Source organism: Roseomonas gilardii subsp. gilardii, assembly GCF_023078375.1.
Classification (GTDB): Bacteria; Pseudomonadota; Alphaproteobacteria; order Acetobacterales; family Acetobacteraceae; genus Roseomonas; species Roseomonas gilardii.
In genome coordinates this window covers 1685662-1710838 of record NZ_CP095554.1, presented here as the reverse complement: position 1 = coordinate 1710838, position 25177 = coordinate 1685662, and the positions used below count along the sequence as shown (strand labels likewise).

The window sequence follows — 25177 nt, the reverse complement described above, 5'->3', positions numbered from 1 at the left end:
GGGAAGCGGCGCGGCATGCCGCGCGCCAGCCGGACCGGGTGCATGGCCGGGCCCTCGCCGCTCCCTGTCACGGCTCGCCCTTCCCCCTTTATGCTGCCTTTGCACGGCCATACACGCACCATCCCGCTTAGGCGCCGGTCCTGCAACCGGGTTGATGGCGGGAGCACATGATGACGCGTTCATCCTGGCCGGGCCGTTCCTCCGCAACCCGGCCCCTGGTCCAGGACGGACACGCACCCATCGCCCGACAGCCGCCGCTTCGTGCCCCCCTATCCCCGTCGCGGCGGCGGCGAAGCCTGCTGGCGCCTGCCTGTGCTTCGCGGGTTCTCCGCGGTCTGTTCTAACCCTGCTCCGCCGCATGGGCGGCGATGTAGCCGCGCAGCGCCCCGGCGGCATTGAGCATATGCGCCCGCATGCAGCGCGCCGCCTCCTCCCCATCCCCCCGCGCGATCGCCGCCATCACCTGCCCATGCTCCTCGCGCGAGCGGTGGATGCGGTCGCCGTGGCGAAGCTGCGTGCGCCGGAAGGCCGCGAGCCGTCCGCGCAGTGCCATCGCCTGCTCCGCCAGGAAACCGTTATGGGTGGCACGGTAGATGGCGTCGTGGAAATCCCGGTTGAAGCCGTCATAGGCATCGACGTCGCCGCGCCGCACCATCTCCGCCGAGGCCTCGTGCAGGTCCATCAACTGGCTTCGTTCCAGCGGCGTCATGCGATAGGTGGCGAGGCGGACGCAGAGCGCCTCCATCTCCGCCGATGCCTCGAACATGTCCATGATCCGTGTCGCGGTCACGCGGGTCACGACCACGCCCCGGCGCGGGCGCAGTTCCACCAGCCCGCTCACCGCGAGCTGCCGCAGCGCCTCCCGCACCGGGGTGCGGGAGGCGCCGAAGCGGTCGGCCAGAAGCTGCTCGTCCAGCGCCGTGCCGGCGGCCAGGGCGCCGGAGGCGATCTCGTCGGTCAGCGCATTGCGGATGCGCTCGGACAGGAGAACCCGCTCCTCCGACAGCACCTCCACCGGCTCCAGCACCGATTTCGCCTCCATGCCACCCATGATCAGCCCCCCATCAGGGCGCGAACGGCCAGATAGAGCACGGATGGCGCCACGAGGCAGCCCAGGCCGGTGTGGAAGGTGGCGGTCAGCGCGCCATAGGGCACCAGCCGCGGATCGGTGGCGGCGAGGCCGCCGGTGACGCCGCTCACCGTGCCCATCAGCCCGCCGAAGGCCATGGCGGAGCGCGGGTTGTCCAGGCCGATGAAGCTGGCGACGAAGGGCGTGCCAATCATCACCAGCACCGCCTTCAGCACGCCGGTGGCGATGGACAGCGCGATCACCGCCGAATCCGCCCCCAGCGCGGCGCCCGTCACCGGGCCGACGATATAGGTGATCGCCCCGGCGCCGATGGTGGTGAGGCTGACGGAGTCCGTGTAGCCGAAGGCCAGCGCGACACAGACGCCGAAGATGAAGGGCAGTACCGTCCCCAGCCCGAGCGCGACGACACCGAGCAGCCCGGCCTTGCGCGCCTCGACCACATCCACCTCGAAGGCGGTGGCGACGATGGCGAAGTCGCGCAGCATGGCGCCACCCATCAGCCCGATCCCGGCGAAGATGGGCAGGTCGGCGATGCCCTTCTGCCCTCCGGTGGCCAGGCCGCCGGCATAGGCCAGCACCAGGCCGATCACGATGGCGATGGCCGAACCGTGGACGCGGCCCAGGGTCAGGTGGCGGGAGATCAGGTAGGAGACCCACATCACCGCGCCGACCAGGGCGAAGGCGGTGACGAGGCTCTGCTCGACGAAGAGGTGATGCAGGCTCTCAGGCATGGTGGCCGCTCTCCGGCTTCAGCGGAGCGAAGCGCCCCCCGGCATCGCGCGGGCGGCCGATGCGGCTGAGCAGCGCCGTCGCGGCGAGGCAGACCACGGTCGCCCCGACACCCGCCACCAGCACCAGCGGCCCGCCGCGCAGCGCCGTCACCACGTTCTGCTGCGCCGCCATGGCGACCACGATGGGGATGTACATGGTGGCCCAGAACTCGACGCCGAGCTTCAGCCCGGGGGTGAGCTTGCCGCGCCGCGCCAGCCAGAGCCGGGCCGCGATCAGCAGCATCATGGCGAGGCCGACCCCGCCGACATTGGCCTTCACCCCGAGCGCGAAGCCCAGCAGATCCCCCAGATAGACGCCGACCAGGGTGCAGGCCGCGAGGAGCGCGACACCGAAGACGGTCATGGGCAGGACCCCGGGGCGAAAGGGGGCGGGGCGCTGGAACGTGGCATGGGCCGAAATCCTTCCTGGATGTTCCCGAATGGTGGGCCGGTCTGGTGCCGGCCTGAGTTCATGTATGCGGAACTCCATCCATGAAGCAACAAAGTATGCAATGAACCGACAACAAACTTGCCCTGTACACGAAATGCCGGATGCGCCACTCTGCCGGCAACGGGGCCGCCACGTCCGGCGAGCCCTGCCACGAGCCTGGGAGGGAAGGCATGGCCCAATGGCGCCAGGAACAGGAAGCGCGGGAGGCCCGCATCGCCGCGGGGGCGCCCCTGGCGCAGGGCAAGGTGGTGCCCGCGGCCAGGGCGGGTGCCCTGCTGGAGGCCGTGCTGCGCCCCGGCGACCGCGTCTGCCTGGAGGGTGACAACCAGAAGCAGGCGGACCTGCTGGCCCGCTCCCTGGCCGGGCTCGACCCGGACAAGGTGCACGACCTGCACATGGTGCAGTCGGGCGTGGTGCTGCCCGAGCATCTAGACATCTTCGAGACGGGCATCGCCCGGAAGCTGGACTTCGCCTATTCCGGTCCGCAATCGGCCCGCATCGCCCGGATGCTCTATGGCGGACAGATCGAACTGGGGGCGGTGCACACCTATCTGGAGCTCTTCGCCCGCTACTTCATCGACCTGACGCCGCATGTGGCGCTGATCGCGGCGGTGAGCGCGGATCGCGAGGGCAATCTCTACACCGGCCCCAACACCGAGGACACGCCGACCGTGGTGGAGGCCACTGCCTTCAAGAACGGGGTGGTGGTGGCGCAGGTGAACGAGGTGGTGGACAAGGTCCCCCGCGTGGACATCCCCGGCGACCGCGTGCATTTCGTGGTGGAGGCGGGCAGGCCCTTCTATGTCGAGCCGCTCTTCACCCGCGACCCGGCCGCGATCACCGAGACGCAGATCCTCACCGCCATGCTGGCGCTCAAGGGGATCTATGCCGAATACGGCGTGCGCCGGCTGAACCATGGCATCGGCTTCAACACCGCCGCCATCGAGCTGCTGCTGCCGACCTATGGCGAGCGCCTCGGCCTCAAGGGCAAGGTCGCCACCCACTGGGCGCTGAACCCGCATCCGACATTGATCCCGGCCATCGAGAGCGGCTGGGTGGAGCAGGTGCACTGCTTCGGCTCCGAGGTCGGGATGGACCGCTACATCGCGGCGCGGCCCGATGTCTTCTTCACCGGCGCGGACGGCTCGCTGCGCTCCAACCGCGCCTTCTGCCAGACCGCGGGCCTCTATGCCTGCGACATGTTCATCGGCTCCACGCTGCAGATCGACCTGGAGGGGCATTCCTCCACCGTCACACAGTCGCGTATCGCGGGCTTCGGCGGCGCGCCGAACATGGGCTCCGACGCGCGCGGACGGCGGCATCCCAGCGAGCCCTGGCTGCGCGCGGGGCGGGAGGCCGATCCGGACGGTGCCGCCGCGCTGCGGCGCGGGCGCAAGCTGGTGGTGCAGATCGGCGAGACCTTCGGCGACAAGAACGCGCCGCTCTTCGTGGAACAGCTCGACGCGCTGCTGCTGGCGGAGAAGCTGAAGCTCGATCTGGCGCCGGTCATGGTCTATGCCGATGACGTGACGCATATCGTCACCGAGGAAGGCATCGCCAACCTGCTGCTCTGCCGCGACAGGGACGAGCGCGAACAGGCGATCCGCGGCGTCGCGGGCTATACCCCGCTCGGGCGCGGGCGCGATGCGAAGCTGGTGGCGCGGCTGCGCGAACGCGGCGTGATCCGGCGGCCGGAGGATCTGGGCATCGACCCGCTGGATGCCGATCGCGGCCTGCTGGCGGCGCGCTCGATCAAGGATCTGGCGCATTGGTCGGGCGGGCTCTACCAGCCGCCCGCGCGCTTCCGGAACTGGTGAGGAGACGATCCCATGGAGAATCTGACCTTCCGCCACCAGGCCGCGAAGCCGGCCGGCGGCACGCGGAAGACGGCGATCGCCGGCGTGGTCGCGTCCGGCAATCTCGAAGTGCTGGTGGAGCGCGCGCTGCCCGGCACGGAATGCGTGGTGGAGATCGCCACCGCGGCGCATGGCTTCGGCCCGGTCTGGGAGGCGGTGGTGGCGGATTTCGTCGCGCGCCGCTCACCCGGGGGCCTGCGCCTTTCGGTGAATGACGGCGGGGCACGGCCGGACACGGTGGCGCTGCGTCTCGCCCAGGCACAACGCATGATCGAGGAGGACGCGCCGTGAGCCTCGATCTCCTCAAGGCGAGCTGGTACGAGGCGAGCGCCCGGCAGCGCCTCCAGGGGCTGCTGGACCCCGGCAGCTTCACCGAGTTCCTCGGCCCCGAAACGCGCGAGCTGAGCCCGCATCTGCCGCTCTTCGACCTGCCGCGCCAGTTCGACGACGGCATGGTGGCGGGCGCCGGGCGGATCGAGGGACAGTCCGTGCTGGTGGCGGCGCAGGAAGGCCGCTTCATGGGCGGCGCCTTCGGCGAGGTGCATGGCGCCAAGCTGACCGGGTTGCTGCGCGCCGCGCGCGAGCGGGGCGCGGCGGGCCGCGTTCTGATCCTCTTCGACACGGGCGGCGTGCGCTTGCAGGAGGCCAATGCCGGGGAGCTCGCCATCGCGGAGATCATGCGTGCGCTGCTGGAGGCCCGCGCCGCCGGGGCGCGCGTCGTCGGGCTGATCGGCGGCCGCAACGGCTGCTATGGCGGCGGCGGGCTGATCGCCGGCTGCTGCTCGCGCCTCGTTGTCTCGGAACAGGGGCGCATCAGCGTTTCCGGCCCGGAGGTGATCGAGACCAACAAGGGCGTGGAGGAATTCGACTCCCGCGACCGGCCGCTGATCTGGCGGACCATGGGCGGCAGGCACCGCCGCCTGCTGGGCGGGGCCGATGCCTATTGCGCCGATACGATGGGAGCGTTCCGCGAGGCCGCGCTGCGGGCGCTGCGCGAGGCGGGCGGCTTCGACCTCGCCGCGATGCAGGCGGAGCAGAAGCGGCTGGAGGCGCGGCTGCAACGCTTCGGCAACAGCACCGATGCGCGCGAGATCTGGCGCGCCCTGGGAGCCGATGTGGGGGCCGAGGCGCCGGACAGCGTGCCCGACCTGGATGACAAGGCTTTCGCGGACCTCGCCACCCGCATCGCGGAGAGCGCCGATGACGCCCGCTGACATCCTCGCCTCCCTCTTCCCCGCCGGCCATGCGGTCCGCATCGGCGAGGACGGGCTGATCGCCGGTGGCGGCACGCTGCCGGATGGACAGGAGGCCGTGGTGATCGGCGTGGCGCGCCGCGCGGCGCTGGGCGTGGAGGGGGCGCTGGCACTGTCCGGCCATGTCCTCGCGGCGCTGGAGCGCGGTGGGAACGGCCCGGTGCTGGTGCTGGTGGACAGCGACAGCCAGCGGATGAGCCGGCGGGACGAGCTGCTGGGGCTGAACGAGTTCCTGGCGCATCTGGCGAAGTGCCTCGTCCTCGCCGATCTGCGCGGGCGGCCGACCATCGGCCTCCTCTACGGCCACACGGCGGCGGGCGCCTTCATCGCCACCGCCCTGGCAACGCGCGTGCTGGTGGCCCTGCCCGGGGCGGAGCCGGCGGTGATGGACCTGCCCTCCATGGCGCGGGTGACCAAGCTGCCGCTGGAAGTGTTGCAGGAGAAGGCGAAGTCCACCCCGGTCTTCGCCCCCGGCCTGGACAACCTGGCCCAGACCGGCGCGGTGCTGGAAAGCTGGAACCCGGCGGCCCCGCTGGCGGGGCAGTTGCAGGCCCTGCTGGCGCGTGGCCTGCCGGAACGCGACACGCGCGCCGCGCTGGGCCAGGAACGCGGCGGCCGGCCCAAGGCGGCGGAGATCGCGGCACGGGTGCAGGAACTGGCCCTGCGCCATGGCTGAGGCGCCGCGCCACGCCCTGCTACGGGTCTCGCCCGCAGCTTGGGCCGCCGTGCTGGAGGCCCGGCCGGAATGGCAAGCGGAGCCGCTTCTCGCCCATTGGGCGGAACGTGGCTGGCCGTTGGTGGCGCGGCGGCGCGGCGAATGCGAGGCCGGCGGCGGGGTCGCGGCCGGGCTGCCCTTGCCACCCTCCGCGGGCAAGCGGCGCCTCGCCGTGCTGCTGCCCAGGGGCACGGTGACGGAGATCCGCCCGCCTTTGCCCTTGGCCGATGCGCTGCCCTCCGCCCCCCGGGCTGGCGGCCCGTGCTGGAGGCGCTGCTTGCCCTGGGTGCGGAACACCATGCCACGCCGCGCGTCTTCGGCAGCCTGGGCTGGACAGCGCTGACGGGGCTGGACTATCTCGGCCCCGCCTCCGACCTCGACCTGCTCTGGCCCGTCCTGCCGCCCGTCCGGATGGAGGCCCTGCTCGCCGCCCTGGCGCGGATCGAGGCCCGGGCGCCGATGCGGCTGGATGGCGAGGTGCTGCTGCCCGATGGCAGCGGCGCGAACTGGCGCGAGCTCCAGGCCGGCGGCGCGGAGATCCTGGTGAAGGGCACCGGCGACGTGGCGCTGCATCCGCGCGCGGCTTTCCTCGGTGCGGCGGAGGCCGCGTGAGCTTCATCCGCCCCCTGCCCCATGCACTGCGGACCGAGGCCACGCGGATCGGCGGCCTCGCCGCGCGCTGCCTGGTCCTGGAGGTCGAGACCTGGCCCAAGCCCGGCCTGGTCAGCCATGTGGACAATGGCAGCCACACGGACATGGATGCGGACAGCTTCCGGCGCAGCGCGGCGGCCATTGAACCTTTCCTCGCCCGCCTCGCCCTGGCCGGCAGCGAGGGCGCCACCATGCCCCGGCTTCGCGCCATCGGGCTGGAGGCGGAGCGGGCCATGCTCCTCGCCACGGCGGGGGTGAACACGCATCGCGGCGCGATCTTCGGCCTGGGCCTGCTCTGCGCCGCCGCCGGGGCCCGGTTGGTGGGCGCCCGGGGCAGGCTGGGCGATGTGGTGGAACGTCTCTGGGGCGGGGAGATCCTCGGCACGCCGCCCGCCCCCGACAGCCATGGCGGCCGCGCCGCCCACCGCTATGGCGCGGGCGGCGCGCGGCAGGAGGCGGCGGAGGGTTTCCCCACCCTCTACCGCGCTGGCCTTCCCGCCCTGCACCAGGGTGCGATCCTGGCGCCGGGGGATGACGAGGCGGCCCGCGTCCAGTCCTGCTTCGCCTTGATCGCCACGCTGGGCGACACCAACCTGCTGCACCGGGGCGGGGCGGAGGGCCTTGCCTTCGCGCAGGCGGCCGCCCGTGGTTTCCTGGAGGCCGGTGGCGTAGGCCGGCCGGGCTGGCGCGCGGCGGCAGCCGGGATCAGCGCGGCATTCGTGGCCCGGCGCCTCAGCCCGGGCGGCTCGGCCGATCTTCTCGCCATGAGCCTTTTCCTGCGGGCGATGGAGGCACCGTGACCCTCGCCCTGCTCTGCCCCGGCCAGGGCACGCAGCATGCCCGGATGTTCGCGCTGACCGAAGCGGCACCGGAGGCCACGCCGGTCTTCGCCGCCGCCGCGGCGCTTCTGGGCGAGGACCCGCGCCGCCTCGTCCGGCAGGCGGATGCCGCCACCCTGCACGGAAACCGCATGGCGCAGATCCTGTGCGGCACGCAGCAACTCGCCGCCTTTCTGGCGCTGCGCGAGGCATTGGGAGGACGGCTGATCCTGGCCGGCTACAGTCTCGGCGAGGTTTCCGCCTGGGGCTGCGCCGGACTGCTGCCGCCGGAGCGGGTGCTGCCGCTGATCGCGCGCCGGGCCGGCGCCATGGACGATGCGGGCGGCCCCGGGGAAGGACTGGCCTATATCCGCGGCCTGGAGCGTCGGCGGGTCGAGGCCCTCTGCGCCGGGCATGGCGTGGCCCTGGCCATCGTCAATCCGGGGCTGCTGCATGTGGTCGGCGGCCCGGAAGCCGCCCTGGCCGCGCTGTGCGACGCCGCCCGCGCGGCCGGTGCCCTGCGGGCCGAACCCCTGCCCGTCCATGTCGCCTCCCACACGCGCTTCCTGGCCGGTGCCGTCGCCCCCTTCCGTGCCGCCATCGAGGAGGCCCGGCCCGCGAAGCGCCCGGCCCCCGGATGCCGGCTGCTGAGCGGCATCGACGCGGCCCCGGTGCTCAGCGGGGTGCAAGGCGCGGAGAAGCTGGCGGCGCAACTGGCGCAGACCATCGAATGGGCCGCCTGCCTGCAGGCCTGTGACGAGGCCGGAGCCAGCGTTTTCCTGGAACTCGGGCCGGGCCGGGCCCTTTCGGCCATGGCGGCGGAAGCCTGCCCCGGCATCCCCGCGCGCAGCCTGGAGGATTTCCGCGGCCTCGACGGGGTGCGGCACTGGCTGGCGGGTTTCGCCGCCTGACGGATCGCATCGCCCGGAGGTGGGCGGGACACGTACACGACGTCACTTGCCGGACAGTCTGGCGACAGGTTGAGCGCCCTTGTTTCAATTTCGCCATTACTTTTTCTTTACTTCGCTGACAGCCTTCATGGTCTCGGATATTCCTTCCTCTGGCCGTCCTGGAGCCCCTCCTGCTGGCCTGGAGCCGGTTGTCCGTGTGCAGGAAAATTCCAACCAACTGATGGAAAAGGGGAATCCCACCCCCATCCAGCGCCGCATGTCAGCAACCAACCGTCTGCACCATTCAGCACCGCAAGTCCTTGCGAGGGGATTTACTTGGAAATACGCTATCGCGAATCAATAAATTCCCTGGGAATGTTCAATGAACAAACTGACATCTCCACAATATCGGGATTATTGCGGCAGCTTCATACTACTCGCAGTCGGCCTTGCTTCGGCCTACCACGCGCAGAGCTACCAGATCGGCAGCTTCACCCGCATGGGGCCGGGTTTCTTCCCGCTGGCCCTGGGGCTGATCCTCGCCCTCACGGGCGCCGCGTTGCTGGGTGCCACCTTCCTGCGGAAAATGGACCCGGCCCAGGCCCGGGCCAAGGCCGCGCGGCTGCCCGCCGAATGGCGCGGCTGGATCTGTATCTGCCTTTCCGTCGTCGCCTTCGCGGTGCTCGGCGAGGAAACCGGGCTGGTGCCGGCGACCTTCGCCTGCGTCTTCATCGCGGCCCTCGGCGACCGCGAGAACCGGCTGCATGAGATCCTCCTGCTCGCCACCGGCGTCACCATCGCCGGCGTCCTCGTCTTCTGGTGGGGGCTCGGCATCCTCTTTCCGCTCTTCAGCCGGGATTTCATCTGATGTGGCAATCCCTGCAGGATCTCGGCTTCGGTTTCGGCCTGGCCCTCGAGCCCTATAACCTGTTCTGGTGCTTCGTCGGCGTCCTGGTCGGCAATCTGATCGGCGTGCTGCCGGGCACGGGCGCGCTCACCGCCATCTCGATGCTGATGCCGCTGACCTATCCCATGCAGCCGGTTCCCGCGATCATGATGCTGGCGGGCATCTTCTACGGCTCCCAGTATGGCGGGGCGATCGGCGCCATCCTGCTGAACCTGCCCTCGCATCCGCCGCATGCCGTCACCTGCCTCGACGGCTATCCGATGACGCAGAAGGGCAAGGGCGGCACGGCGCTCGGCCTGACCATGATGTCCTCCTTCTTCGCCGCCTCCTTCGGCATCATCGTCATGATCTTCGCCTCGCCGCTGCTGGTCACGGTCGCCTTCAAGTTCGGCCCGACGGAGCTCTTCTCGATCATGCTGCTCGGGCTGATCGCGGGCTCCACCATGTCCCGCGGTTCGCCGATCAAGGGCTTCGCCATGACGGTGATCGGCATGCTGATCAGCACCATCGGCACCGACGTCCAGACGGGCACGCAGCGCTTCACCTTCGGCATGCCGCAGCTCAGCGATGGGATCGAGCTGGTCTCGATCGCCATGGGCGTCTTCGGCATCGCCGACTTCCTGCGGCACGTGAACCGCATGAAGCACATCAACAGCCCCGGTTCCGTGAGCCTGCGGGACATGCGCCCCAGCCGCGCCGAGGCCCGGGAAGCCTTCTTCCCCATGCTGCGCGGCACCCTGGTCGGTACCCTGTTCGGCGCCATGCCAGGCACCGGGCCGACCATCACCACCTTCATCGCCTATGCGCTGGAACAGAAGATCTCCCGCACGCCGCAGAAGTTCGGCACCGGCATGATCGCCGGCGTGGCGGCGCCCGAGGCTGCCTCGCATTCCAAGACCCAGGTCGATTTCATCCCGACCATGAGCCTGGGCATCCCGGGCGACGCGGTGATGGCCCTGCTGCTGGGCGCCCTGCTGATCCACGGCATCCAGCCCGGCCCGCGCCTGCTGACCGAGCATCCGGATGTCTTCTGGGGGCTGATCGCCAGCTTCTGGGTCGGCAACGTCATGCTGATGGTGCTCAACGTGCCGCTGATCGGGGTCTGGGTGAAGCTGCTCCAGGTCCCCTACCGCTTCCTTTTCCCCTCCGCGGTCTTCTTCATCGCGATCGGCGCCTATTCCGTGAACAACGACATCTTCGCGGTCTACGAGGTCCTGGCCTTCGGCGTCTTCGGCGCGGTCTTCATGGCGCTGGACTTCCCCATCGCCCCGATCCTGCTGGGCTATGTGCTGGGGCCGATGGTGGAGGAGAACTTCCGGCGCGCCATGCTGCTCTCCCGTGGGCAGCTCTCCACCTTCGTCACGCATCCGATCAGCGGCACGATCCTGGGCATCATCGTGCTGCTCCTGGCCGGACAGGCTTTCTTCGCCATCCGCAAGCGCATGGGCAAGGGGGGCGATAGCCTCCCTATCCCGCCTTCCGACGTGGTTGCCTGAACGGCATGGCGGGAGGGCTCGCCCCTCCCGCCCTGAAGCGCCTGCCCGGTCTCAGGCCACGTAGCGGAAGCGCTGGTGCATCCGCCGCGCCCGCGGATCGGGGCGCGGGATGGCCGAAAGCAGGGCCTGGGTATAGGCATGGGTCGGATGGTCGCAGACCTGCCGCGCCGGTCCCGTCTCCACCACCCTGCCACGATACATCACCGCCACCCGGTCGCACATGTAGCGGATCACGCCGAGGTCATGGCTGATGAAGACATAGGACAGGCCCAGCCGGTCCTGCAGCCCCATCAGCAGGTCCAGCATCTGCGCCCGCAGCGACACGTCCAGCGCAGAGGTCGCCTCATCCGCCACGATCACGCGGGGGTTCAGCGCGATGGCGCGCGCGATGCCGATGCGCTGCCGCTGCCCGCCGGAGAAGGCATGGGGGTAGCGCTCCCGCCAGTCAGGGTTCAGCCCGACCTGCTTCAGCAAATCGGCCACGCGCCCGTCGAGTTCCCGTCCCTTGGCGATGCGGTTCACCAGAAGCGGCTCGCCCACGATCTGCGCCACGGTCATGCGCGGGTTCAACGAGGAGACGGGGTCCTGGAAGACCATGCGGATCTCCCGCCGCGCGGCGGCCAGCACCTCCTTGTTCGCGGTGGCGAGATCGACGATCCCGCCATCGGAGCGGCGGTAGCGGATGGCGCCGGCGGTCGGCTGGTACATCCGCAGCAGGCAGCGGCCCATCGTGGTCTTGCCGGAGCCGGATTCCCCCACGATGCCCAGCGTCTCCCCCGGGCGGAGCTGGAGCGAAACGTCGTCCACCGCCAGGACCGGGTTCTTCGCGTTGCCGAAAATCATGGTGAGGCCGCGCACGTCCAGCACCGGCGGCGCCTCAGCCGGGATGGGCTTGCGGTGCTGGCGGATCTCCGCCTCATGCTCCAGCTTGAGCACGGAGCCGATCAGCATCTTCGTGTACGCGTTCTGCGGTGCATGGAAGACCTGGTCCACGGGACCACCTTCCACGACCTTGCCGTGGTACATCACCAGCACCTCGTCGGCGATCTCGGCCACCACGCCCATGTCATGGGTGATGAACATCACCGCCATGCCGTGCTGTGCCTGGAGGCGCTTGATGAGGTCGAGGATCTCCGCCTGGGTGGTGACGTCGAGCGCGGTGGTCGGCTCGTCCGCGATCAGCAGCGACGGATTGCAGGCCAGCGACATGGCGATCATCACGCGCTGCCGCATGCCGCCGGAGAACTCGAAGGTGTAGCGGTCGATCGCCCGTTCGGGGTGGGGAATCTCCACCTGCCCCAGCAGCTCGATGCAGCGTGCCCGCGCCTGAGCCTTGCTCATGCCGAGATGCAGGCGCAGCACCTCGGTGATCTGGTCCCCCACCGTATGCACCGGGGACAGCGAGGACATGGGCTCCTGGAAGATCATCGCGATCTCCCGCCCCCGCACCGCGCGGATCTGCCGGCTGCGCGGATGCAGCTTCGCGAGGTCCACCGTGCTGCCATCCGGCCGGTGCAGCACCATGGAACCGCCGACGATCCGCCCTGGCGCATCCACGATCTGCAGGATGGAACGCGCGGTGACGCTCTTGCCCGAGCCGCTTTCCCCCACCACACAGAGCGTGCGGCCGCGCCGCAGGGTGAAGGAGACGCCGTCCACCGCCTTCACCACCCCTGCCCGGGTCGGGAAATGCGTGACGAGGTCGCGCACCTCCAGCACGGTGTCGGAGGGTGCCGGCATCGAAGCCGCCGGCCGGGCCTCCAGGATCGTGGCGCTCATTTGTTGTACGGGTCCGCGGCGTCGCGCAGACCGTCTCCCAGGAAGTTGAGGGCGATCACGGCCAGCACCACGGCGACGCCCGGGGCGAAGAGCCAGGGCGCGGTGGCGATGGAGCGGATGTTCTGGGCCTCCCGCAGCAGCACGCCCCAGGAGATGGTCGGCGGCTGCAATCCGAGGCCCAGGAAGGAGAGCGAGGTTTCCGACAGGATCATCGCCGGGATGGCCAACGTCACCGAGGCGATGATGTGGCTGGCGAAGGAGGGCAGCATGTGGCGGAAGATGACCCGCTTCTCCGAGGCTCCGTCCAGCCGGGCGGCCGCCACGAAATCCTCCGTCCGCAGGCTGAGGAAGCGGCCGCGCACCACGCGGGCGAGTTGCGCCCAGCCGGTGAGGGAAAGGATCAGCGTGATCATGAAGTAGTTGAGCGTCGCCGGCCAGTCATGCGGCAGCGCCGCCGAGGCGGCGAGCCAGATGGGGATGGAAGGCAGCGAGAGCACGAATTCCACCGCGCGCTGCACGGCGGAATCCACCCAGCCGCCGTAATAGCCGGAGACGCCACCCAGGATGATGCCCAGCGTCAGCGACAGGAAGACGCCGACGAGGCCCACCGAGAGCGAGATCTGCGCGCCCTGCATGATGCGGGAATAGACGCAGCGCCCGAGCCGGTCGGCACCCAGCGGCATCACCACCTGCCCTGGCTCGGCCGGGGCCAGCAGGTGCACACGGGTGGGGAAAAGGCCCAGGAACCTGTATTCGTAGCCCTGGCCGAACAGGCGCAGACGCACCGCGCGTGTCTCGTCCGGCACGTAGCGCATCTCCAGTGTCTCGGGATCGCGCTTGAGGATCGAGGGGTGGACGAAGGGGCCGAAGCTGCCATCCGGCGCGACGAAACGGATCATCTGCGGCGGGTGGTAGGCGGCGCGGGTGTTCTGCTGCTCAGGATCGTTGATCGCGAAGAAGCCGGGCACCAGCGCGATGATGTAGAAGATGGCCGTGATCACCAGCCCGATCATGGCCAGGCGGTGGCGGCGGAAGGCCCACCAGACCAACTGCCACTGCGAGGCGACGGCGAGGCTCTGGCGATCGACGGTTCCGAGGACGGCGTCTGACATGGGGTCCCTACTCCAGCCGGATGCGCGGATCGGCGATGGCGAGGAGGATATCGCTGATCAGGGAGCCCAGCAGGGTCAGCACGCAGATCAGCAGCACGAAGGCGCCGGCCAGGTACATGTCCTGGCTCATCAGCGATTGCAGCAGCATCGGCCCCGCCGTCGGCAGGTTCAGCACGATGGCCACGATGATGGAACCGGAGACGAGGTTGGGCAGCAGCCAGGCGATGGTGGAGATGAAGGGGTTCAGCGCCACCCGCATGGGGTATTTCACCAGCAGGTGGAACTCCGAGAGCCCCTTGGCCCGGGCGGTGGTGACATAGGGGCGGTGCAACTCATCCAGCATGTTCGCCCGCATCACACGCACCAGGCTCGCCGTGCCGGAGACGGCCAGGATGATGACGGGGATCCAGAGATGCGCGAGCAGATCCCAGACCTTGCCCATGCTCCAGGGCTCGTTGACATAGGCGTTGGAGAAGAGGCCGCCGACCTCCTGGCCCCATTCGACGGCGGCGACGTACATCAGCACGACGGCGAGCAGAAAGGAGGGCACCGCCAGCCCGACGAAGCTGATGAAGGTCAGCACATAGTCGGCGATGGAGTACTTCTTCACCGCGGAGAAGACGCCGAGCGGCAGGGCGATCGCCCAGGTGACGAGCAGGGAGGCGAAGGTCAGGACCAGGGTCAGCGCCATGCGCTCCCAGATCAGCCCGCTGACCGGCTGCTGCCATTCGAAGGAGAGGCCGAAATCACCGCGGAAGACGATGTTGCTGATCCACTTCCAGTACTGGACGATCATCGGCTGATCGAGCCCGAAGCGGGAGCGCAGCTCGGCGGCGGTGTTCTGGTCCACCACCTCGTTGGAGGCGGCGAGGGTGGCGATGTAGGTTGTGACGTAGTCGCCGGGCGGAAGCTGGATCAGCACGAAGGCAAGGAAGGACACCACCAGCAGCGATGGGACCATCCAGGCCAGGCGTCTGAGGATGAAGCGGAGCATGGCATGCCGCCCGGCCGGTGCTCACCGCGCCGGCCGGGCGCCCCCTGTCAGGAGAAGAAGAACTGTTGCGGCAGGGCCGGGCCGGGATTCGGCCATGCCCAGGAGTTCGGATACTTCGCCGGCACGTTCTGCAGTTCGTTCCTGCAGACGCCGAAGGTGTTGACGGCGAGGCAGATGCCGATCGGCTCGAACTGTTCGGCCGCGATGTCGTAGATCTGCTTCATGATCGCCGCGCGTTTCCCCAGGTCCGCGGTGCCGCGGGCCTGATCGAAGAGCTGCATGCGCGTCTTCTGGTGCTCCGGCGGCTCCTGCCCCTCCTTGCCGCTCGAGACGTACCACTGCGCCCAGGGGATGGCGTAGCGGGTGCCCTGGGGGTGCTGCGCGAAGGCATCACGCGGATCGAGCATGGGGTCGAGCCCACCCGGCCCCGGCCAGACCGCCGCGTCATGGTCGTTGTTGTCGCCGCGCGTGTAGTAGAGCGCGCGTTCGATGGTGTTGACCTTCATGTCCACGCCGATCGCCGCCCAGTGGCGCTTCACCAGTTCCAGCGCGTCCACCTGATCCGGATAGAGCACGGGGATCACGTCGACCGCGAAGAACACCTTCTGCCCATCCGGGCGCAGGCGGAAGTTCTGCGAGTCGCGGCGGTTGTAGCCCAGCCTGTCCAGGATGGCATTGGCCTGCGCCTGATCGAACTGGGTGAATTGCCGCGCCAGCTTCTCATGGTACCAGGGATGCCCGGGGCGCGGCCCCATCTGGTAGGGCTCCGACTGGCCGAGATAGATCAGTTCGATGATCTCGGCGCGGTTGATGCCGAGCGACAGCGCCTGCCGGAACTCCTTGTTCGCCAGCATCGCCCGCATGCCGGGATCCTTGTGGGTGATGTTCGGGTAGATCTGCATCTGCTGCGCGCCGGAGGCGACCAGCTCCACGAGGCGGTAGCCGCCGCGCTGCGCGGAACGCGACAGGGTCGGCTTGTTCTGCAACGCGTCGATGTGCCGGTCCTGCAGGTCCAGCCGTCCGGAAACGGCGTCGATCATCAGGCTCTCGACATCCTGGGAGATGCCGAGCGTCAGCCGGTCGATATAGGGGAGTTGGTTGCCCGCCTGATCCACCTGCCAGAAATACGGGTTGCGCTCCAGCACCACGCGGGAGGCGCCGCCCGTATACGGTTCCTTGATCACCCAGGGGTCGAGGACCGGCTTGTCCGGATTGCCCCAGCGCGAGGGGATCTCCACATCGCCCAGCTTCACCCGGAACAGGGAGGGCCAGTCGGACAGGTTGGCCTGCTGCACCAGCTTCGCCACGTCCGGGTTGTGCTTCGGATGGAACTGCGAGGCGTAGTGCTTGGGGAAGAGCGTTGGCTGCTGCCCCAGCGGCGTGGCCAGCGTCTCCAGGAACAGGGCATAGGGCGCGGCGAAGGTGAACTTCACCGTGCTGTCGTCGATCTTGGTCGCCGTGCCCGGCTTGTTGTCGATGACGATCGAGCTGGGAGGCGAGCGGTAGAGCTCGCTGTTCTTGCAGCAATCCTCGATGGCGAAGACGATGTCGTCGGCGGTGAAGGGATGCCCGTCCGACCAGCGCATGCCTGGGCGCAGATGGAAGGTGAACTCGGTGGCGTTGTCGTTGACCTCCCAGCGATCCGCGACACTGGGCAGCACCTGGGTGAAGTCCAGGTTCCAGCGCACCAGCCCCTGGTTGCCGACGATGCGCAGGATGCCGTTGTGATCGGCCGAGCCACGCAGGCCGCGGCGCAGCGCGCCGCCATACTTGCCGACCTTCTCGACCTGGATCACCAGCGGGTTGCGCGGCAGGCGTTCGGCCAGCGGCGGCAGCTTCTTGTCCGCCACCAGCTTGGCCAGGTCCGGTGCCTCCTTCGCCGCGCCCTGTGCGGAAGCGATGCCCGGCAGGGCCATGGCCACCGTGGCGCCGACGGCGCCCTGCAACAGGCGGCGGCGCTCCAGCCGGCAGGATTCAGGGACCGCCCGGGAGCGGCTTTCCTCGTACTCGGACATCTCTTCCTCCAGACCGCCAGGGCTGTTCCCCGTCGGTTGCGCTTCGCGCTTTTGTTTCCGCTCTTTGGCGGGTTTTTACTTGCAGGCCGGTGGAAACCAGGGCCGCGCTGGTTCAATCGAAGTTCATGACAGGGTAATAATCATCATCGATCAAAGTCAATCATCTTTGCGGTCCAGCCGCCCCATCGCCTGCAAAAGCCCGGTGATATAGCCGTAGCAGAAGGCGAAGGCGGTATCCCGGGGATCGCGTCCGCTGATGGTCGGCACGTGATCGGGCATGATCATGTGTTCATAGCCGACCTCGCCATAGATCCTCAGCGACTCCCACATGTCCATGTCGCCATCCTCCGGGAAGGTCTCCATGAAGGAGAGCCTGCCACCGCGGATGTTGCGGAAATGGACGTTGAAGATCTTCTTCCGCTCACCGAACCAGCGGATGACCTCGCCGACCTCGCGCCGCGGGTCGTCCAGCATCTCGCCCACCGTGCCCTGACAGAAGTTGAGGCCGTGGTAAGGGCTCTCGCGCATCTGCACGAAGCGCTTCAGCCCTTCCACCGTGCCCAGTACGCGCGTCACGCCACGATAGCCCGGCGGCGTGTAGGGATCGTGCGGATGGCAGGCGAGGCGGACGCGGTTGCTCTCCGCCACCGGCACGACGCGTTCGAGGAAGTAGTCGATGCGCGCCCAGTTCTCCTCCTCCGGCAGGATGCCCGCCAGGGTGGGCGGCGCATCGTGATCGGCCTTTTCCCAACGGAAGGCCTCGCTCATCGCGCCGCCCCGGCTCGGCTCCATCGGGGTGCGCGGGATGCCGATGATGTTGAGGTTGTACTTGGCGGCCGGGATGCCCGCCTGGGCCAGGCGCTCGATCAGGCGGCAGATGCTGTCGATCTGCCGGTCTCGGTCCGGTCCGGCGGACAGGATGTCGGGGCTGTGCTGCTGCTCGATCGGGCGTGAGGACAGCGGCAACTGCACCATGTCGAGCGAAAGGCCGAAGCCCGCGATCTTGTCGCGGAAGCGCAGCAGCGTGTCGAGCGTCCAGTCATGCGGGTTGCCCGGTGGGTCGGCGCAGACATGGCGGATGCCGAGTTGCGCCATCACCCGGTAGTCGTCGTCGTCGCGGGCAGGAACCTGGGTGCCGAGATGCATGGTCAGTTCCTGCCCCGGCCAGCGGCCATGGCGGCGCAAGCGGCCGCATCCATCACCCGGGGGCATGATTCGGGGCATGATTCTCGCGCCAAGGCCCGCTCTCCCATTCCAGATGTCCGAAAAGACACCACGGCTCTTATATTTGTCATATGAGTAGGGCCAAAATGGGCCGTTCCACAAGCGGATTCCCAGGCTTCCGGCAAGGTTCCCGCGCGACCGCGGGAAGGTTCCGCACACGGCCTCCCACCGGGTTAGCAACCTTTCCGGCCATGCATCCGGCCCGGCGCGAATGGTATGATCAATCAGGCTCCTTCAGGGGAAGGCGGTCGAACCGTCGGGGCGGCGTGGCACCTTGCGCTCCCAGTGGATGTAGCCGTCCTGATGCAGATAAGCCTCGTCGATCTCCACGCCCCAGCCCGGCCGTTCCGGGCGGAGTTCGAGATACCCGTCCCGTGGCAGGTAGGGATCGCGGACATAGCAGCCCTCTCCCTCCTCCATTGGTGGCAGGCGGTATTCCAGGATACGGAAGTTCGGCTGTGACGCGCAGAAATGCAGGTTCACCGCCGTGGCGAGCGGCCCCATCGGATTGTGCGGTGCGACCGTGACGTAATACGCCTCCGCGATGGCGGCGATCTTGCGCATCTCCAGCACCCCGCCCACGGCACAGATGTCCGGCTGGATGATGTCGCAGCCCTGGGCCTGCAGGAGACGCAGGAACTCGAAGCGGCTGTAGAGGGATTCCCCGTCGCCAGGGTGCAGTCCAGGCCGCGCCGCAAGGCGCCCCAGGCCTCGACATTCTCCGGCCGGATCGGCTCCTCGAAGAAAAGCGGATCATAGGGGGCCAGGGCGTTGCCCAGTTGCATCGCCTGGCGCGGCTCGAAGATCTTGCCATGGGCGTCGAAGGCGATCTCGAAGCCGGAGGGCAGCGTTTCCCGCAACTGGCGGAAGTATTCCGCGCTGCTCCGCACCACCTCCCCCCAGCGATGCGCGTGCAGGTCGATGCGATAGGGGCTGAGCTTGAAGGCGGTGAAGCCCCATGCCGCGTGCAGCGCCTCCATTTCCGCCCGGGCCTCCGGCGGATCCGGGGCGGTGTAGACGCCGGCATAGACCCGCACGCGGTCGCGCGCGTGCCCGCCCAGAAGCATATAGACGGGCACGCCCAGGGCCTTGGCCGAGATGTCCCAGAGGCAGTGGTCGATGGCCGAGATGGCGGCGAGTCCCAGCGCCCCGGGCGGGAAGCGGGACTGCTGCATCAGGAACTGGACCAGGTACTCGATGCGCCGCGGGTCCTGCCCCGCCAGGAAGGTGGAGAGGTAGTCCAGCAGCGGCGGCAGGGCCTTGTCCGGGCCGTGGTTGTAGCATTCGCCCCAGCCGGTGATCCCGGCATCCGTGTCCATGGCCAGCAGCACGCGCGGACGGTTCCTGTCGCGTGTCATGAAGGCGCGCAGCCGTTCGATCCGCACCCTTCCCTCCCCTTCGCCTGACCGGTCTCGCCGCGGCGGGTGAACACCCGCCGCTCCGGCTTCTTTCCGGCGCAGGAAACAATGCGGCGCGGGGGACTGCAATGGGCTCGTCGGACAGACCGGCAGCCGCGTGTCCGAACCGGAAAGGGAACCTGCGGTATCACCTTCTTAAATTCTGTAATAAGGTATCATTACCGAATCATCATCGCAGAAAAAACTGATATCCCGTCGATCATACCGATACGACGGAAACCTCCACCCCATGTCGCTCGCTGCCAGCCTCGATATGCCACCTGCCGTGCCAGCCCCCTTCGGCGCCTTCGCCGCCTCGGTCCAGACGCAGAGCCCGCTTCGCGCCGCCATCACCCGGCACGAGCGCGCGGCGGAGCCCGACTGCATCGCTCGCCTCCTGCCGGACGCCACCCTTCCGGCCCCGCTCGCCGCCCAGGCGGCCACCACGGCGACACGGCTGGTGGAAGCGCTGCGCCGCAAGGGCACGCGCGGGGCGGTCGAAGGGCTGGTGCAGGAATTCTCGCTTTCCTCGCAGGAAGGCATCGCGCTGATGTGCCTGGCGGAGGCACTGCTGCGCATTCCCGACACCGCCACGCGCGACGCGCTGATCCGCGACAAGATCGGCGGTGGGGACTGGCGTTCGCATCTGGGGCATTCGCCCTCGCTCTTCGTGAACGCCGCCACCTGGGGGCTGGTGGTCACCGGCAGGCTCGCCACCACCAGCAGCGAGACGGGGCTGTCCCACGCGCTGACGCGCCTGATCGCGCGCGGGGGTGAGCCGGTGATCCGCAAGGGCGTCGATCTGGCGATGCGGATGATGGGAGAGCAGTTCGTCACCGGCCAGACCATCGCCGAGGCCCTGGCCCGCGCCCGGAAGATGGAGGCGAAGGGCTTCCGCTATTCCTACGACATGCTCGGCGAGGCCGCGACCACCGCGGCGGATGCGGAACGCTATTCCCGCGACTACGAGACGGCGATCCACGCGATCGGGCAGGCGGCGGCGGGGCGCGGGATCTATGAGGGGCCGGGCATCTCCATCAAGCTCTCGGCGCTGCACCCGCGCTATTCGCGCGCGCAGCGGGACAGGGTGATGGCGGAGCTGCTGCCGCGCGTGGCCATGCTGGCGGGCCTGGCGAAGCGCTACGAGATCGGGCTGAACATCGATGCCGAGGAGGCTGACCGGCTCGACCTCTCACTGGACATCCTGGAGGCCCTCTGCTTCGACCCCGCGCTTGCCGGATGGGACGGAATCGGCTTCGTGGTGCAGGCCTACCAGAAGCGCGCGCCCTTCGTGCTGGACTTCGTGATCGACCTCGCGCGGCGTTCCGGCCATAGGCTGATGATCCGGCTGGTGAAGGGCGCCTATTGGGACAGCGAGATCAAGCGTGCCCAGATCGACGGGCTGGAGGATTTCCCCGTCTTCACGCGCAAGCGGCACACGGATGTCTCCTATCTCGCCTGCGCGCGGAAGCTGCTGGAGGCGCGCGACGCCGTCTTCCCGCAATTCGCCACGCACAATGCCCAGACCCTGGCCAGCATCCACGCCCTGTCCGGCGATTCCTTCCGCATCGGCGACCATGAGTTCCAGTGCCTGCACGGCATGGGCGAGCCGCTCTACGAGGAGGTGGTGGGGCCGGGGAAGCTGGACCGCCCCTGCCGCATCTACGCACCGGTCGGCACGCATGAGACGCTGCTCGCCTATCTCGTGCGCCGCCTGCTGGAGAACGGCGCCAATTCCTCCTTCGTGAACCGTATCCAGGACCCCGCCGTCACGCTGGCGGATCTGGTCGCCGATCCAGCCGCACAGGTGGCGGCGGAGGCACCGGCCGGTGCGCCGAACCCGCGCATCGCCCTGCCGCGCGACCTCTTCGGCGCGGAACGGCCGAATTCCGCCGGGCTGAACCTGAGCAACGAGGCCGAACTGGCCCGGCTCGCCACGGCGCTGCGCGAGAGCGCGGCGTGGGACTGGCGCGCAGCACCGCTCCTGGCCGGTGCGGCGGGCCACGGCACGCCGCGCCCGGTGGCCAATCCGGCCGACCATCGCGACCGGGTCGGCATGGTGGTGGAAGCCTCGCCGGAGGCGATCGAGAGCGCTCTGCGCATCGCCGCCGGGGCCGCCGGACCCTGGGCCGCGGAATCGCCGGAAAGCCGTGCCGCCTGCCTGTTCCGTGCCGCCGACCTGCTGGAACAGCGGATGCCGGTGCTGCTCGGCCTGCTGGTGCGCGAGGCCGGCAAGTCCTTCGCCAATGCGGTGGCGGAGGTGCGGGAGGCGGTGGATTTCCTGCGCTACTACGGCGCGCAGGTGCGGCGGGACTTCCGCAACGACACGCATCGCGCGCTCGGCCCGGTGCTCTGCATCAGCCCCTGGAACTTCCCGCTCGCCATCTTCACCGGCCAGGTCGCGGCGGCGCTCGCCGCGGGCAATCCGGTGATCGCCAAGCCGGCGGAGGAAACGCCACTGATCGCCGCGCAGGCCGTGGCCATCCTGCACGAGGCCGGAATCCCCGCCGGGGCGCTGCAACTGCTGCCGGGCGATGGCACGGTGGGGGCGGCCCTGGTCGCGGATGCGCGCATCCGTGGCGTGATGTTCACCGGCTCCACCGATGTGGCGAAGCGCATCCAGGCGGAACTGGCGAAGCGCCTGAACCCCGGCGGCGCGCCGGTGCCACTGATCGCGGAAACCGGCGGGCAGAACGCGCTGGTCGTGGATTCCTCCGCCCTGACCGAGCAGGTGGTCGGCGATGTGCTGATGTCCGCCTTCGACAGCGCCGGGCAGCGCTGCTCCGCGCTGCGCGTGCTCTGCCTGCAGGAGGATGTGGCGGAGCGTGTGCTCGCCATGCTGCGCGGCGCCCTGGCGGAGCTTTCCACCGGCAACCCGGACCGGCTTTCCACCGATATCGGGCCGGTGATCAGCGCCGAGGCGCGGGACGGCATCCTGGCGCATATCGAGGCGATGCGCGCGGCCGGGCATCCAGTGCACCAGCCGGCACTGTCGGAGGAGTGCCGCCACGGCACCTTCGTGCCGCCCACCATCATCGAGATCGACAGCCTGGAGGCCCTGACGCGGGAGGTCTTCGGCCCGGTGCTGCATGTGCTGCGCTTCCGCCGTGACGGGATCGAGGCGCTGATGCGCGCGGTGAATGCCACCGGCTATGGCCTGACCTTCGGCGTGCACTCGCGGATCGACGAGACCATCCAGCGTGTCACCGCCCTGGCTCATGCGGGGAATATCTATGTCAACCGCAACCTGATCGGCGCCGTGGTCGGGGTGCAGCCCTTCGGCGGGCATGGACTCTCCGGCACGGGGCCCAAGGCAGGCGGGCCGCTCTACCTCCGCCGCCTGCTGGCTGCCCGGCCCGTGGCGACCGGTCTGCCGCCGGGCATGGTGCCTGAACCAGCCCGCGCCTGGGTGGCCTGGCTGGCTGCGCAGGGGCAGGCCGGTGCGGCGGCGGAAGCGGAAGCCCTCTGCGCCGCCACGCCCGCCGGCCTCTCGCTCGAACTCCCCGGGCCGGTGGGCGAGCGGAACACCTATGCCACCGGGCCGCGCGGCAAGGTGCTGTGCCATGCGGCCGATGCCGCGACGCTCCACCGCGCCATCACCGCGGCGCTGGCCGCCGGCAACCAGGCCCTGATCGCCGCCGGTGGAGCGAGGCTGGAAGCTCCCCTGCCGCCCGCCCTGGCCGGCTGGGTGCGCGAGGCCGGTCCCGGCGCGCTCCCGGAGGTGCAGGCCGTGCTGTTCGGCGGGACGGAGGATGCGTTGAAGGCCCTGGCGCGGCACCTCGCCTCGCTCGATGGCCCCATCGTCCCGGTCCATGCCATCGGCGCGGAGGGCGGCACTCCAGCGGAATTCCTGCTGCTGGAACGCTCGGTGAGCACCAACACCGCGGCGGCGGGCGGCAATGCGAAGCTGATGATGCTCGGCTGAGCGGCCGCCCCGGCGGATGGCCCGAAGGAGGCGCGGCCGTCAGCCGCGCTCCAGCCGGGCCATGGCACGGATGCGGTCCGCCATCCGGCAGGCCAGGGCCTGGATGGTGAGCGAGGGCTTCACGCCGCCGCTGGTGGGGAAGAGCGAGCTGTCGCAGACCCGCAGGTTGCGAGTGTCCCAGCACCGCCGTCGGGTACGTCCCTCTCGATCGTGTCGCGCCAGGAGGTATCGGTCTTCTGCTCCAGCACCGGCTGGTGGACCACGCGCGTCGTGGAGTCCGTTCAGCAGATGCACCGCACCGGGGCCGGAGGTGGCGATGCAGACGCCGGCCTCGCCGGTGAACTTGGCATGATTTCTGGAAATTTCTGCGGCGAAACGGGAAGGTGACGCCGCGAAATACGGCGTTTGAACGTGCCGGCGCGGGATCTGTTGCCTGCCAGCGGCCATCGATGCGGTGGCGCAGCATCCCGCGCCACCGCAGCGCGACGATCCGGGCCGTTCAGACGATGCCGCCCCCGCCGCCACGCCGGGCGGGGCGGCGGGCGGCACGGTCCTGGCGGTAGCCGCTGGCGCGATAGGCCACGATGGGATCGATCGCCGCCCCCTTGCGATGCCGCACCATGGCCAGGATCGGCGAGACATCCGTCTGGAAGGCCTGCTTCAGCAGGCGATGGGCCATCAGCGCATCATTCGCCTCCTGATGCGCGGCCAGCGCGGCACGGTCCACCAGCAGGGCCTGGGCATAGGCGCGCTGGATCTCCATGGCCGAGCCGATCAGGCTCTCGATCGGGTCGGTGACGTTGTGCGACTGGTCGATCATATAGGCCGGCGGACGGTCGAAGGCCTGCGCCATCCCGGCATCCACGAGCTCGTTGAAAACCAGGAACAGCCGGAACGGGTCGATCGAACCACTGTCCAGATCGTCGTCGCCATATTTGGAATCGTTGAAATGGAAGCCGGCGAGGCGCTTCGCATGCACCAGCCGCGCCACGATCATCTCGATATTCACGTTTGGCGCATGGTGGCCGAGATCGACGAGGCAGCGCGCCTGCGGTCCGATCTCCTGCGCCGCCAGCAGCGAGGAGCCCCAGTCCTGGATCACCGTGGCATAGAAGGCGGGCTCGTAGAGCTTGTGCTCCAGGAAAAGCGACCAGTCCGGCGGCAGCGCGGCGGCGATCTGCCGGACGCTGCCGATATAGCGCTCATAGGCCCCGCGCAGGTTCGACTGCCCGGGGAAGTTGGCGCCATCGCCGATCCAGATCGTCAGCGCCTTGCTGCCCAGCGCCTCGCCCGCGCGGATGCAGGCGATGTTGTGCGCCACGGCCTGGGCGCGCACCGCCGGATCGGTATGCGACAGGCTGCCGAACTTGTAGGAAAGCGGGTGATCGGGATGATCCGGATGGTCCTGGAAGGTGTTCGAGTTCACCGCGTCGAAGCACAGGCCCAGCGCCTCCACCTCGGCCCGGAGCCCCGCATGGTCCGTTACCTCGTCCCAGGGGAAGTGCAGCGAGACGCCGGGCGTGGCGCCCGTCAGCGCCTGCACCACCGCGCAATCCTCCAGCCGGTCACGCAGGCTGGCCGGCTCGCCTCCTCCGGGGAAGCGCGCGAAGCGCGTGCCGCCCGTGCCCGTGCCCCAGGAGGGCAGCGCCACCGCGAAGCCCGCGACCCGCTCCGCCACCGCCTCGATGTCGATGCCGCGCGCCGCCAGCTTCCCGCCCAGCCAGGCATAGTCGCGCGCCGTCTCGGCCTCCAGGCCGCGGTTGCACTCCGCCCGGAACGCCTCGTCCACCGGGCGGATTCTCGTGATCTGGTTCATGCCCGTATCCTCCCTCCA

At 69.3% G+C, this 25177-nt stretch carries 20 protein-coding genes and 3 pseudogenes; 11 read left to right on the top strand and 12 right to left on the bottom strand.

Annotation, left to right across the window (positions count from 1 at the left end):
• Positions 1 to 340: 340 nt before the first annotated feature.
• The 3 genes from MVG78_RS07670 to madL are packed head-to-tail and all read right to left on the bottom strand — an operon-like array spanning position 341 to position 2224.
• The gene (locus tag MVG78_RS07670) at positions 341 to 1051 is read right to left on the bottom strand and encodes a GntR family transcriptional regulator (protein ID WP_247559650.1); all 711 of its coding nucleotides are present in this window, start codon (positions 1049 to 1051) and stop codon (positions 341 to 343) included.
• Between the two features lie 2 nt (positions 1052 to 1053).
• Positions 1054 to 1821, bottom strand: coding sequence for a malonate transporter subunit MadM (gene madM / locus MVG78_RS07665; RefSeq protein ID WP_247559648.1), 768 nt, complete (start codon positions 1819 to 1821; stop codon positions 1054 to 1056).
• Entirely contained in the window at positions 1814 to 2224 is a 411-nt protein-coding gene (madL, locus tag MVG78_RS07660) for a malonate transporter subunit MadL (protein WP_247559646.1), read from the bottom strand. Before madL ends, madM begins: the two co-directional genes overlap by 8 nt.
• A 257-nt stretch (positions 2225 to 2481) precedes the next feature.
• Here madL and mdcA point away from each other — a divergent pair, with 257 nt between their 5' ends.
• The 10 genes and pseudogenes from mdcA (at position 2482) to MVG78_RS07615 (ending at position 10897) form a co-directional block, all read left to right on the top strand.
• Positions 2482 to 4128 carry a malonate decarboxylase subunit alpha gene (gene mdcA / locus MVG78_RS07655; protein ID WP_247559643.1) on the top strand — a complete coding sequence of 549 codons (1647 nt, stop codon included), beginning with the start codon at positions 2482 to 2484 and terminating at the stop codon, positions 4126 to 4128.
• A 12-nt stretch (positions 4129 to 4140) separates the two neighbouring features.
• Positions 4141 to 4458 carry a malonate decarboxylase acyl carrier protein gene (gene mdcC, locus MVG78_RS07650; protein WP_247559640.1) on the top strand — a complete coding sequence of 106 codons (318 nt, stop codon included), beginning with the start codon at positions 4141 to 4143 and terminating at the stop codon, positions 4456 to 4458.
• Positions 4455 to 5381, top strand: a complete 927-nt coding sequence (locus tag MVG78_RS07645; protein ID WP_247559638.1) for a biotin-independent malonate decarboxylase subunit beta — start codon at positions 4455 to 4457, stop codon at positions 5379 to 5381. Before mdcC ends, MVG78_RS07645 begins: the two co-directional genes overlap by 4 nt.
• The gene (gene mdcE / locus MVG78_RS07640; RefSeq protein ID WP_247559636.1) at positions 5368 to 6096 is read left to right on the top strand and encodes a biotin-independent malonate decarboxylase subunit gamma; all 729 of its coding nucleotides are present in this window, start codon (positions 5368 to 5370) and stop codon (positions 6094 to 6096) included. The genes MVG78_RS07645 and mdcE overlap by 14 nt, the downstream gene beginning before the upstream one ends.
• Positions 6089 to 6289 (top strand): annotated as a pseudogene (locus tag MVG78_RS21995) (hypothetical protein); the annotation flags it as partial. The gene mdcE and the pseudogene MVG78_RS21995, both read left to right, overlap by 8 nt.
• Positions 6238 to 6747: a malonate decarboxylase holo-[acyl-carrier-protein] synthase gene (gene mdcG, locus MVG78_RS07635; protein ID WP_247559634.1), complete on the top strand. Its 510-nt coding sequence runs from the start codon at positions 6238 to 6240 to the stop codon at positions 6745 to 6747. The pseudogene MVG78_RS21995 and the gene mdcG, both read left to right, overlap by 52 nt.
• The gene (mdcB, locus tag MVG78_RS07630) at positions 6744 to 7586 is read left to right on the top strand and encodes a triphosphoribosyl-dephospho-CoA synthase MdcB (RefSeq protein WP_247559632.1); all 843 of its coding nucleotides are present in this window, start codon (positions 6744 to 6746) and stop codon (positions 7584 to 7586) included. Before mdcG ends, mdcB begins: the two co-directional genes overlap by 4 nt.
• Positions 7583 to 8515, top strand: a complete 933-nt coding sequence (locus tag MVG78_RS07625) for an acyltransferase domain-containing protein (RefSeq protein ID WP_247559630.1) — start codon at positions 7583 to 7585, stop codon at positions 8513 to 8515. Before mdcB ends, MVG78_RS07625 begins: the two co-directional genes overlap by 4 nt.
• Before the next feature lie 361 nt (positions 8516 to 8876).
• The gene (locus MVG78_RS07620) at positions 8877 to 9362 is read left to right on the top strand and encodes a tripartite tricarboxylate transporter TctB family protein (protein WP_247559628.1); all 486 of its coding nucleotides are present in this window, start codon (positions 8877 to 8879) and stop codon (positions 9360 to 9362) included.
• Positions 9362 to 10897 (top strand): tripartite tricarboxylate transporter permease, encoded by a 1536-nt coding sequence (locus MVG78_RS07615; protein ID WP_247559626.1) that lies wholly within the window; start codon positions 9362 to 9364, stop codon positions 10895 to 10897. Before MVG78_RS07620 ends, MVG78_RS07615 begins: the two co-directional genes overlap by 1 nt.
• Positions 10898 to 10948: 51 nt before the next feature.
• Here the strand turns inward: MVG78_RS07615 and MVG78_RS07610 are convergent, their stop codons facing one another.
• The 6 genes and pseudogenes from MVG78_RS07610 to MVG78_RS07585 form a co-directional block, all read right to left on the bottom strand.
• On the bottom strand, positions 10949 to 12676 hold the full coding sequence (locus MVG78_RS07610) for an ABC transporter ATP-binding protein (RefSeq protein WP_247559624.1): 1728 nt from the start codon (positions 12674 to 12676) through the stop codon (positions 10949 to 10951).
• Positions 12673 to 13788, bottom strand: a complete 1116-nt coding sequence (locus MVG78_RS07605) for an ABC transporter permease (protein WP_247559623.1) — start codon at positions 13786 to 13788, stop codon at positions 12673 to 12675. Before MVG78_RS07605 ends, MVG78_RS07610 begins: the two co-directional genes overlap by 4 nt.
• A 7-nt stretch (positions 13789 to 13795) precedes the next feature.
• Complete coding sequence (locus tag MVG78_RS07600) at positions 13796 to 14782, bottom strand: ABC transporter permease (RefSeq protein WP_247559620.1); 987 nt, start codon at positions 14780 to 14782, stop codon at positions 13796 to 13798.
• Between the two features lie 47 nt (positions 14783 to 14829).
• Positions 14830 to 16797: an ABC transporter substrate-binding protein gene (locus MVG78_RS07595; RefSeq protein WP_247559618.1), complete on the bottom strand. Its 1968-nt coding sequence runs from the start codon at positions 16795 to 16797 to the stop codon at positions 14830 to 14832.
• 156 nt (positions 16798 to 16953) lie between these two features.
• The gene (locus tag MVG78_RS07590) at positions 16954 to 17982 is read right to left on the bottom strand and encodes a mannonate dehydratase (RefSeq protein ID WP_247559616.1); all 1029 of its coding nucleotides are present in this window, start codon (positions 17980 to 17982) and stop codon (positions 16954 to 16956) included.
• Between the two features lie 273 nt (positions 17983 to 18255).
• Positions 18256 to 19406 (bottom strand): annotated as a pseudogene (locus tag MVG78_RS07585) (mandelate racemase/muconate lactonizing enzyme family protein).
• Positions 19407 to 19668: 262 nt separating this feature from the next.
• On the opposite strand from MVG78_RS07585, the gene putA reads away from it, so the two are divergent.
• Complete coding sequence (putA, locus tag MVG78_RS07580; RefSeq protein ID WP_247559614.1) at positions 19669 to 23343, top strand: trifunctional transcriptional regulator/proline dehydrogenase/L-glutamate gamma-semialdehyde dehydrogenase; 3675 nt, start codon at positions 19669 to 19671, stop codon at positions 23341 to 23343.
• Between the two features lie 39 nt (positions 23344 to 23382).
• On the opposite strand, the gene MVG78_RS21715 is transcribed toward putA, so the two are convergent.
• The 3 genes and pseudogenes from MVG78_RS21715 to rhaI all read right to left on the bottom strand — a co-directional run bounded on the left by MVG78_RS21715 (position 23383) and on the right by rhaI (position 25159).
• Positions 23383 to 23628, bottom strand: coding sequence for a GMC oxidoreductase (locus MVG78_RS21715; protein WP_345892879.1), 246 nt, complete (start codon positions 23626 to 23628; stop codon positions 23383 to 23385).
• A pseudogene (locus MVG78_RS07570) lies at positions 23605 to 23697 on the bottom strand (thiamine pyrophosphate-binding protein); the annotation flags it as partial. The pseudogene MVG78_RS07570 and the gene MVG78_RS21715, both read right to left, overlap by 24 nt.
• A 145-nt stretch (positions 23698 to 23842) precedes the next feature.
• Positions 23843 to 25159: an L-rhamnose catabolism isomerase gene (rhaI, locus tag MVG78_RS07565; protein WP_247559612.1), complete on the bottom strand. Its 1317-nt coding sequence runs from the start codon at positions 25157 to 25159 to the stop codon at positions 23843 to 23845.
• Positions 25160 to 25177 lie beyond the last annotated feature (18 nt).

Excerpts from the sequence above, each read along its gene's own strand:
- MVG78_RS07605 (WP_247559623.1), bottom strand. The coding sequence starts at position 13,788 with ATGTCAGACGCCGTCCTCGGAACCGTCGATCGCCAGAGCCTCGCCGTC.
- MVG78_RS07670 (WP_247559650.1), bottom strand. The coding sequence starts at position 1,051 with ATGGGTGGCATGGAGGCGAAATCGGTGCTGGAGCCGGTGGAGGTGCTG.
- mdcA (WP_247559643.1), top strand. The coding sequence starts at position 2,482 with ATGGCCCAATGGCGCCAGGAACAGGAAGCGCGGGAGGCCCGCATCGCC.
- madL (WP_247559646.1), bottom strand. The coding sequence starts at position 2,224 with ATGACCGTCTTCGGTGTCGCGCTCCTCGCGGCCTGCACCCTGGTCGGC.
- MVG78_RS07615 (WP_247559626.1), top strand. The coding sequence starts at position 9,362 with ATGTGGCAATCCCTGCAGGATCTCGGCTTCGGTTTCGGCCTGGCCCTC.
- mdcC (WP_247559640.1), top strand. The coding sequence starts at position 4,141 with ATGGAGAATCTGACCTTCCGCCACCAGGCCGCGAAGCCGGCCGGCGGC.
- MVG78_RS07600 (WP_247559620.1), bottom strand. The coding sequence starts at position 14,782 with ATGCTCCGCTTCATCCTCAGACGCCTGGCCTGGATGGTCCCATCGCTG.
- mdcG (WP_247559634.1), top strand. The coding sequence starts at position 6,238 with ATGCGAGGCCGGCGGCGGGGTCGCGGCCGGGCTGCCCTTGCCACCCTC.
- MVG78_RS07620 (WP_247559628.1), top strand. The coding sequence starts at position 8,877 with ATGAACAAACTGACATCTCCACAATATCGGGATTATTGCGGCAGCTTC.
- putA (WP_247559614.1), top strand. The coding sequence starts at position 19,669 with ATGTCGCTCGCTGCCAGCCTCGATATGCCACCTGCCGTGCCAGCCCCC.
- madM (WP_247559648.1), bottom strand. The coding sequence starts at position 1,821 with ATGCCTGAGAGCCTGCATCACCTCTTCGTCGAGCAGAGCCTCGTCACC.
- rhaI (WP_247559612.1), bottom strand. The coding sequence starts at position 25,159 with ATGAACCAGATCACGAGAATCCGCCCGGTGGACGAGGCGTTCCGGGCG.
- MVG78_RS07610 (WP_247559624.1), bottom strand. The coding sequence starts at position 12,676 with ATGAGCGCCACGATCCTGGAGGCCCGGCCGGCGGCTTCGATGCCGGCA.
- mdcE (WP_247559636.1), top strand. The coding sequence starts at position 5,368 with ATGACGCCCGCTGACATCCTCGCCTCCCTCTTCCCCGCCGGCCATGCG.
- MVG78_RS07595 (WP_247559618.1), bottom strand. The coding sequence starts at position 16,797 with ATGTCCGAGTACGAGGAAAGCCGCTCCCGGGCGGTCCCTGAATCCTGC.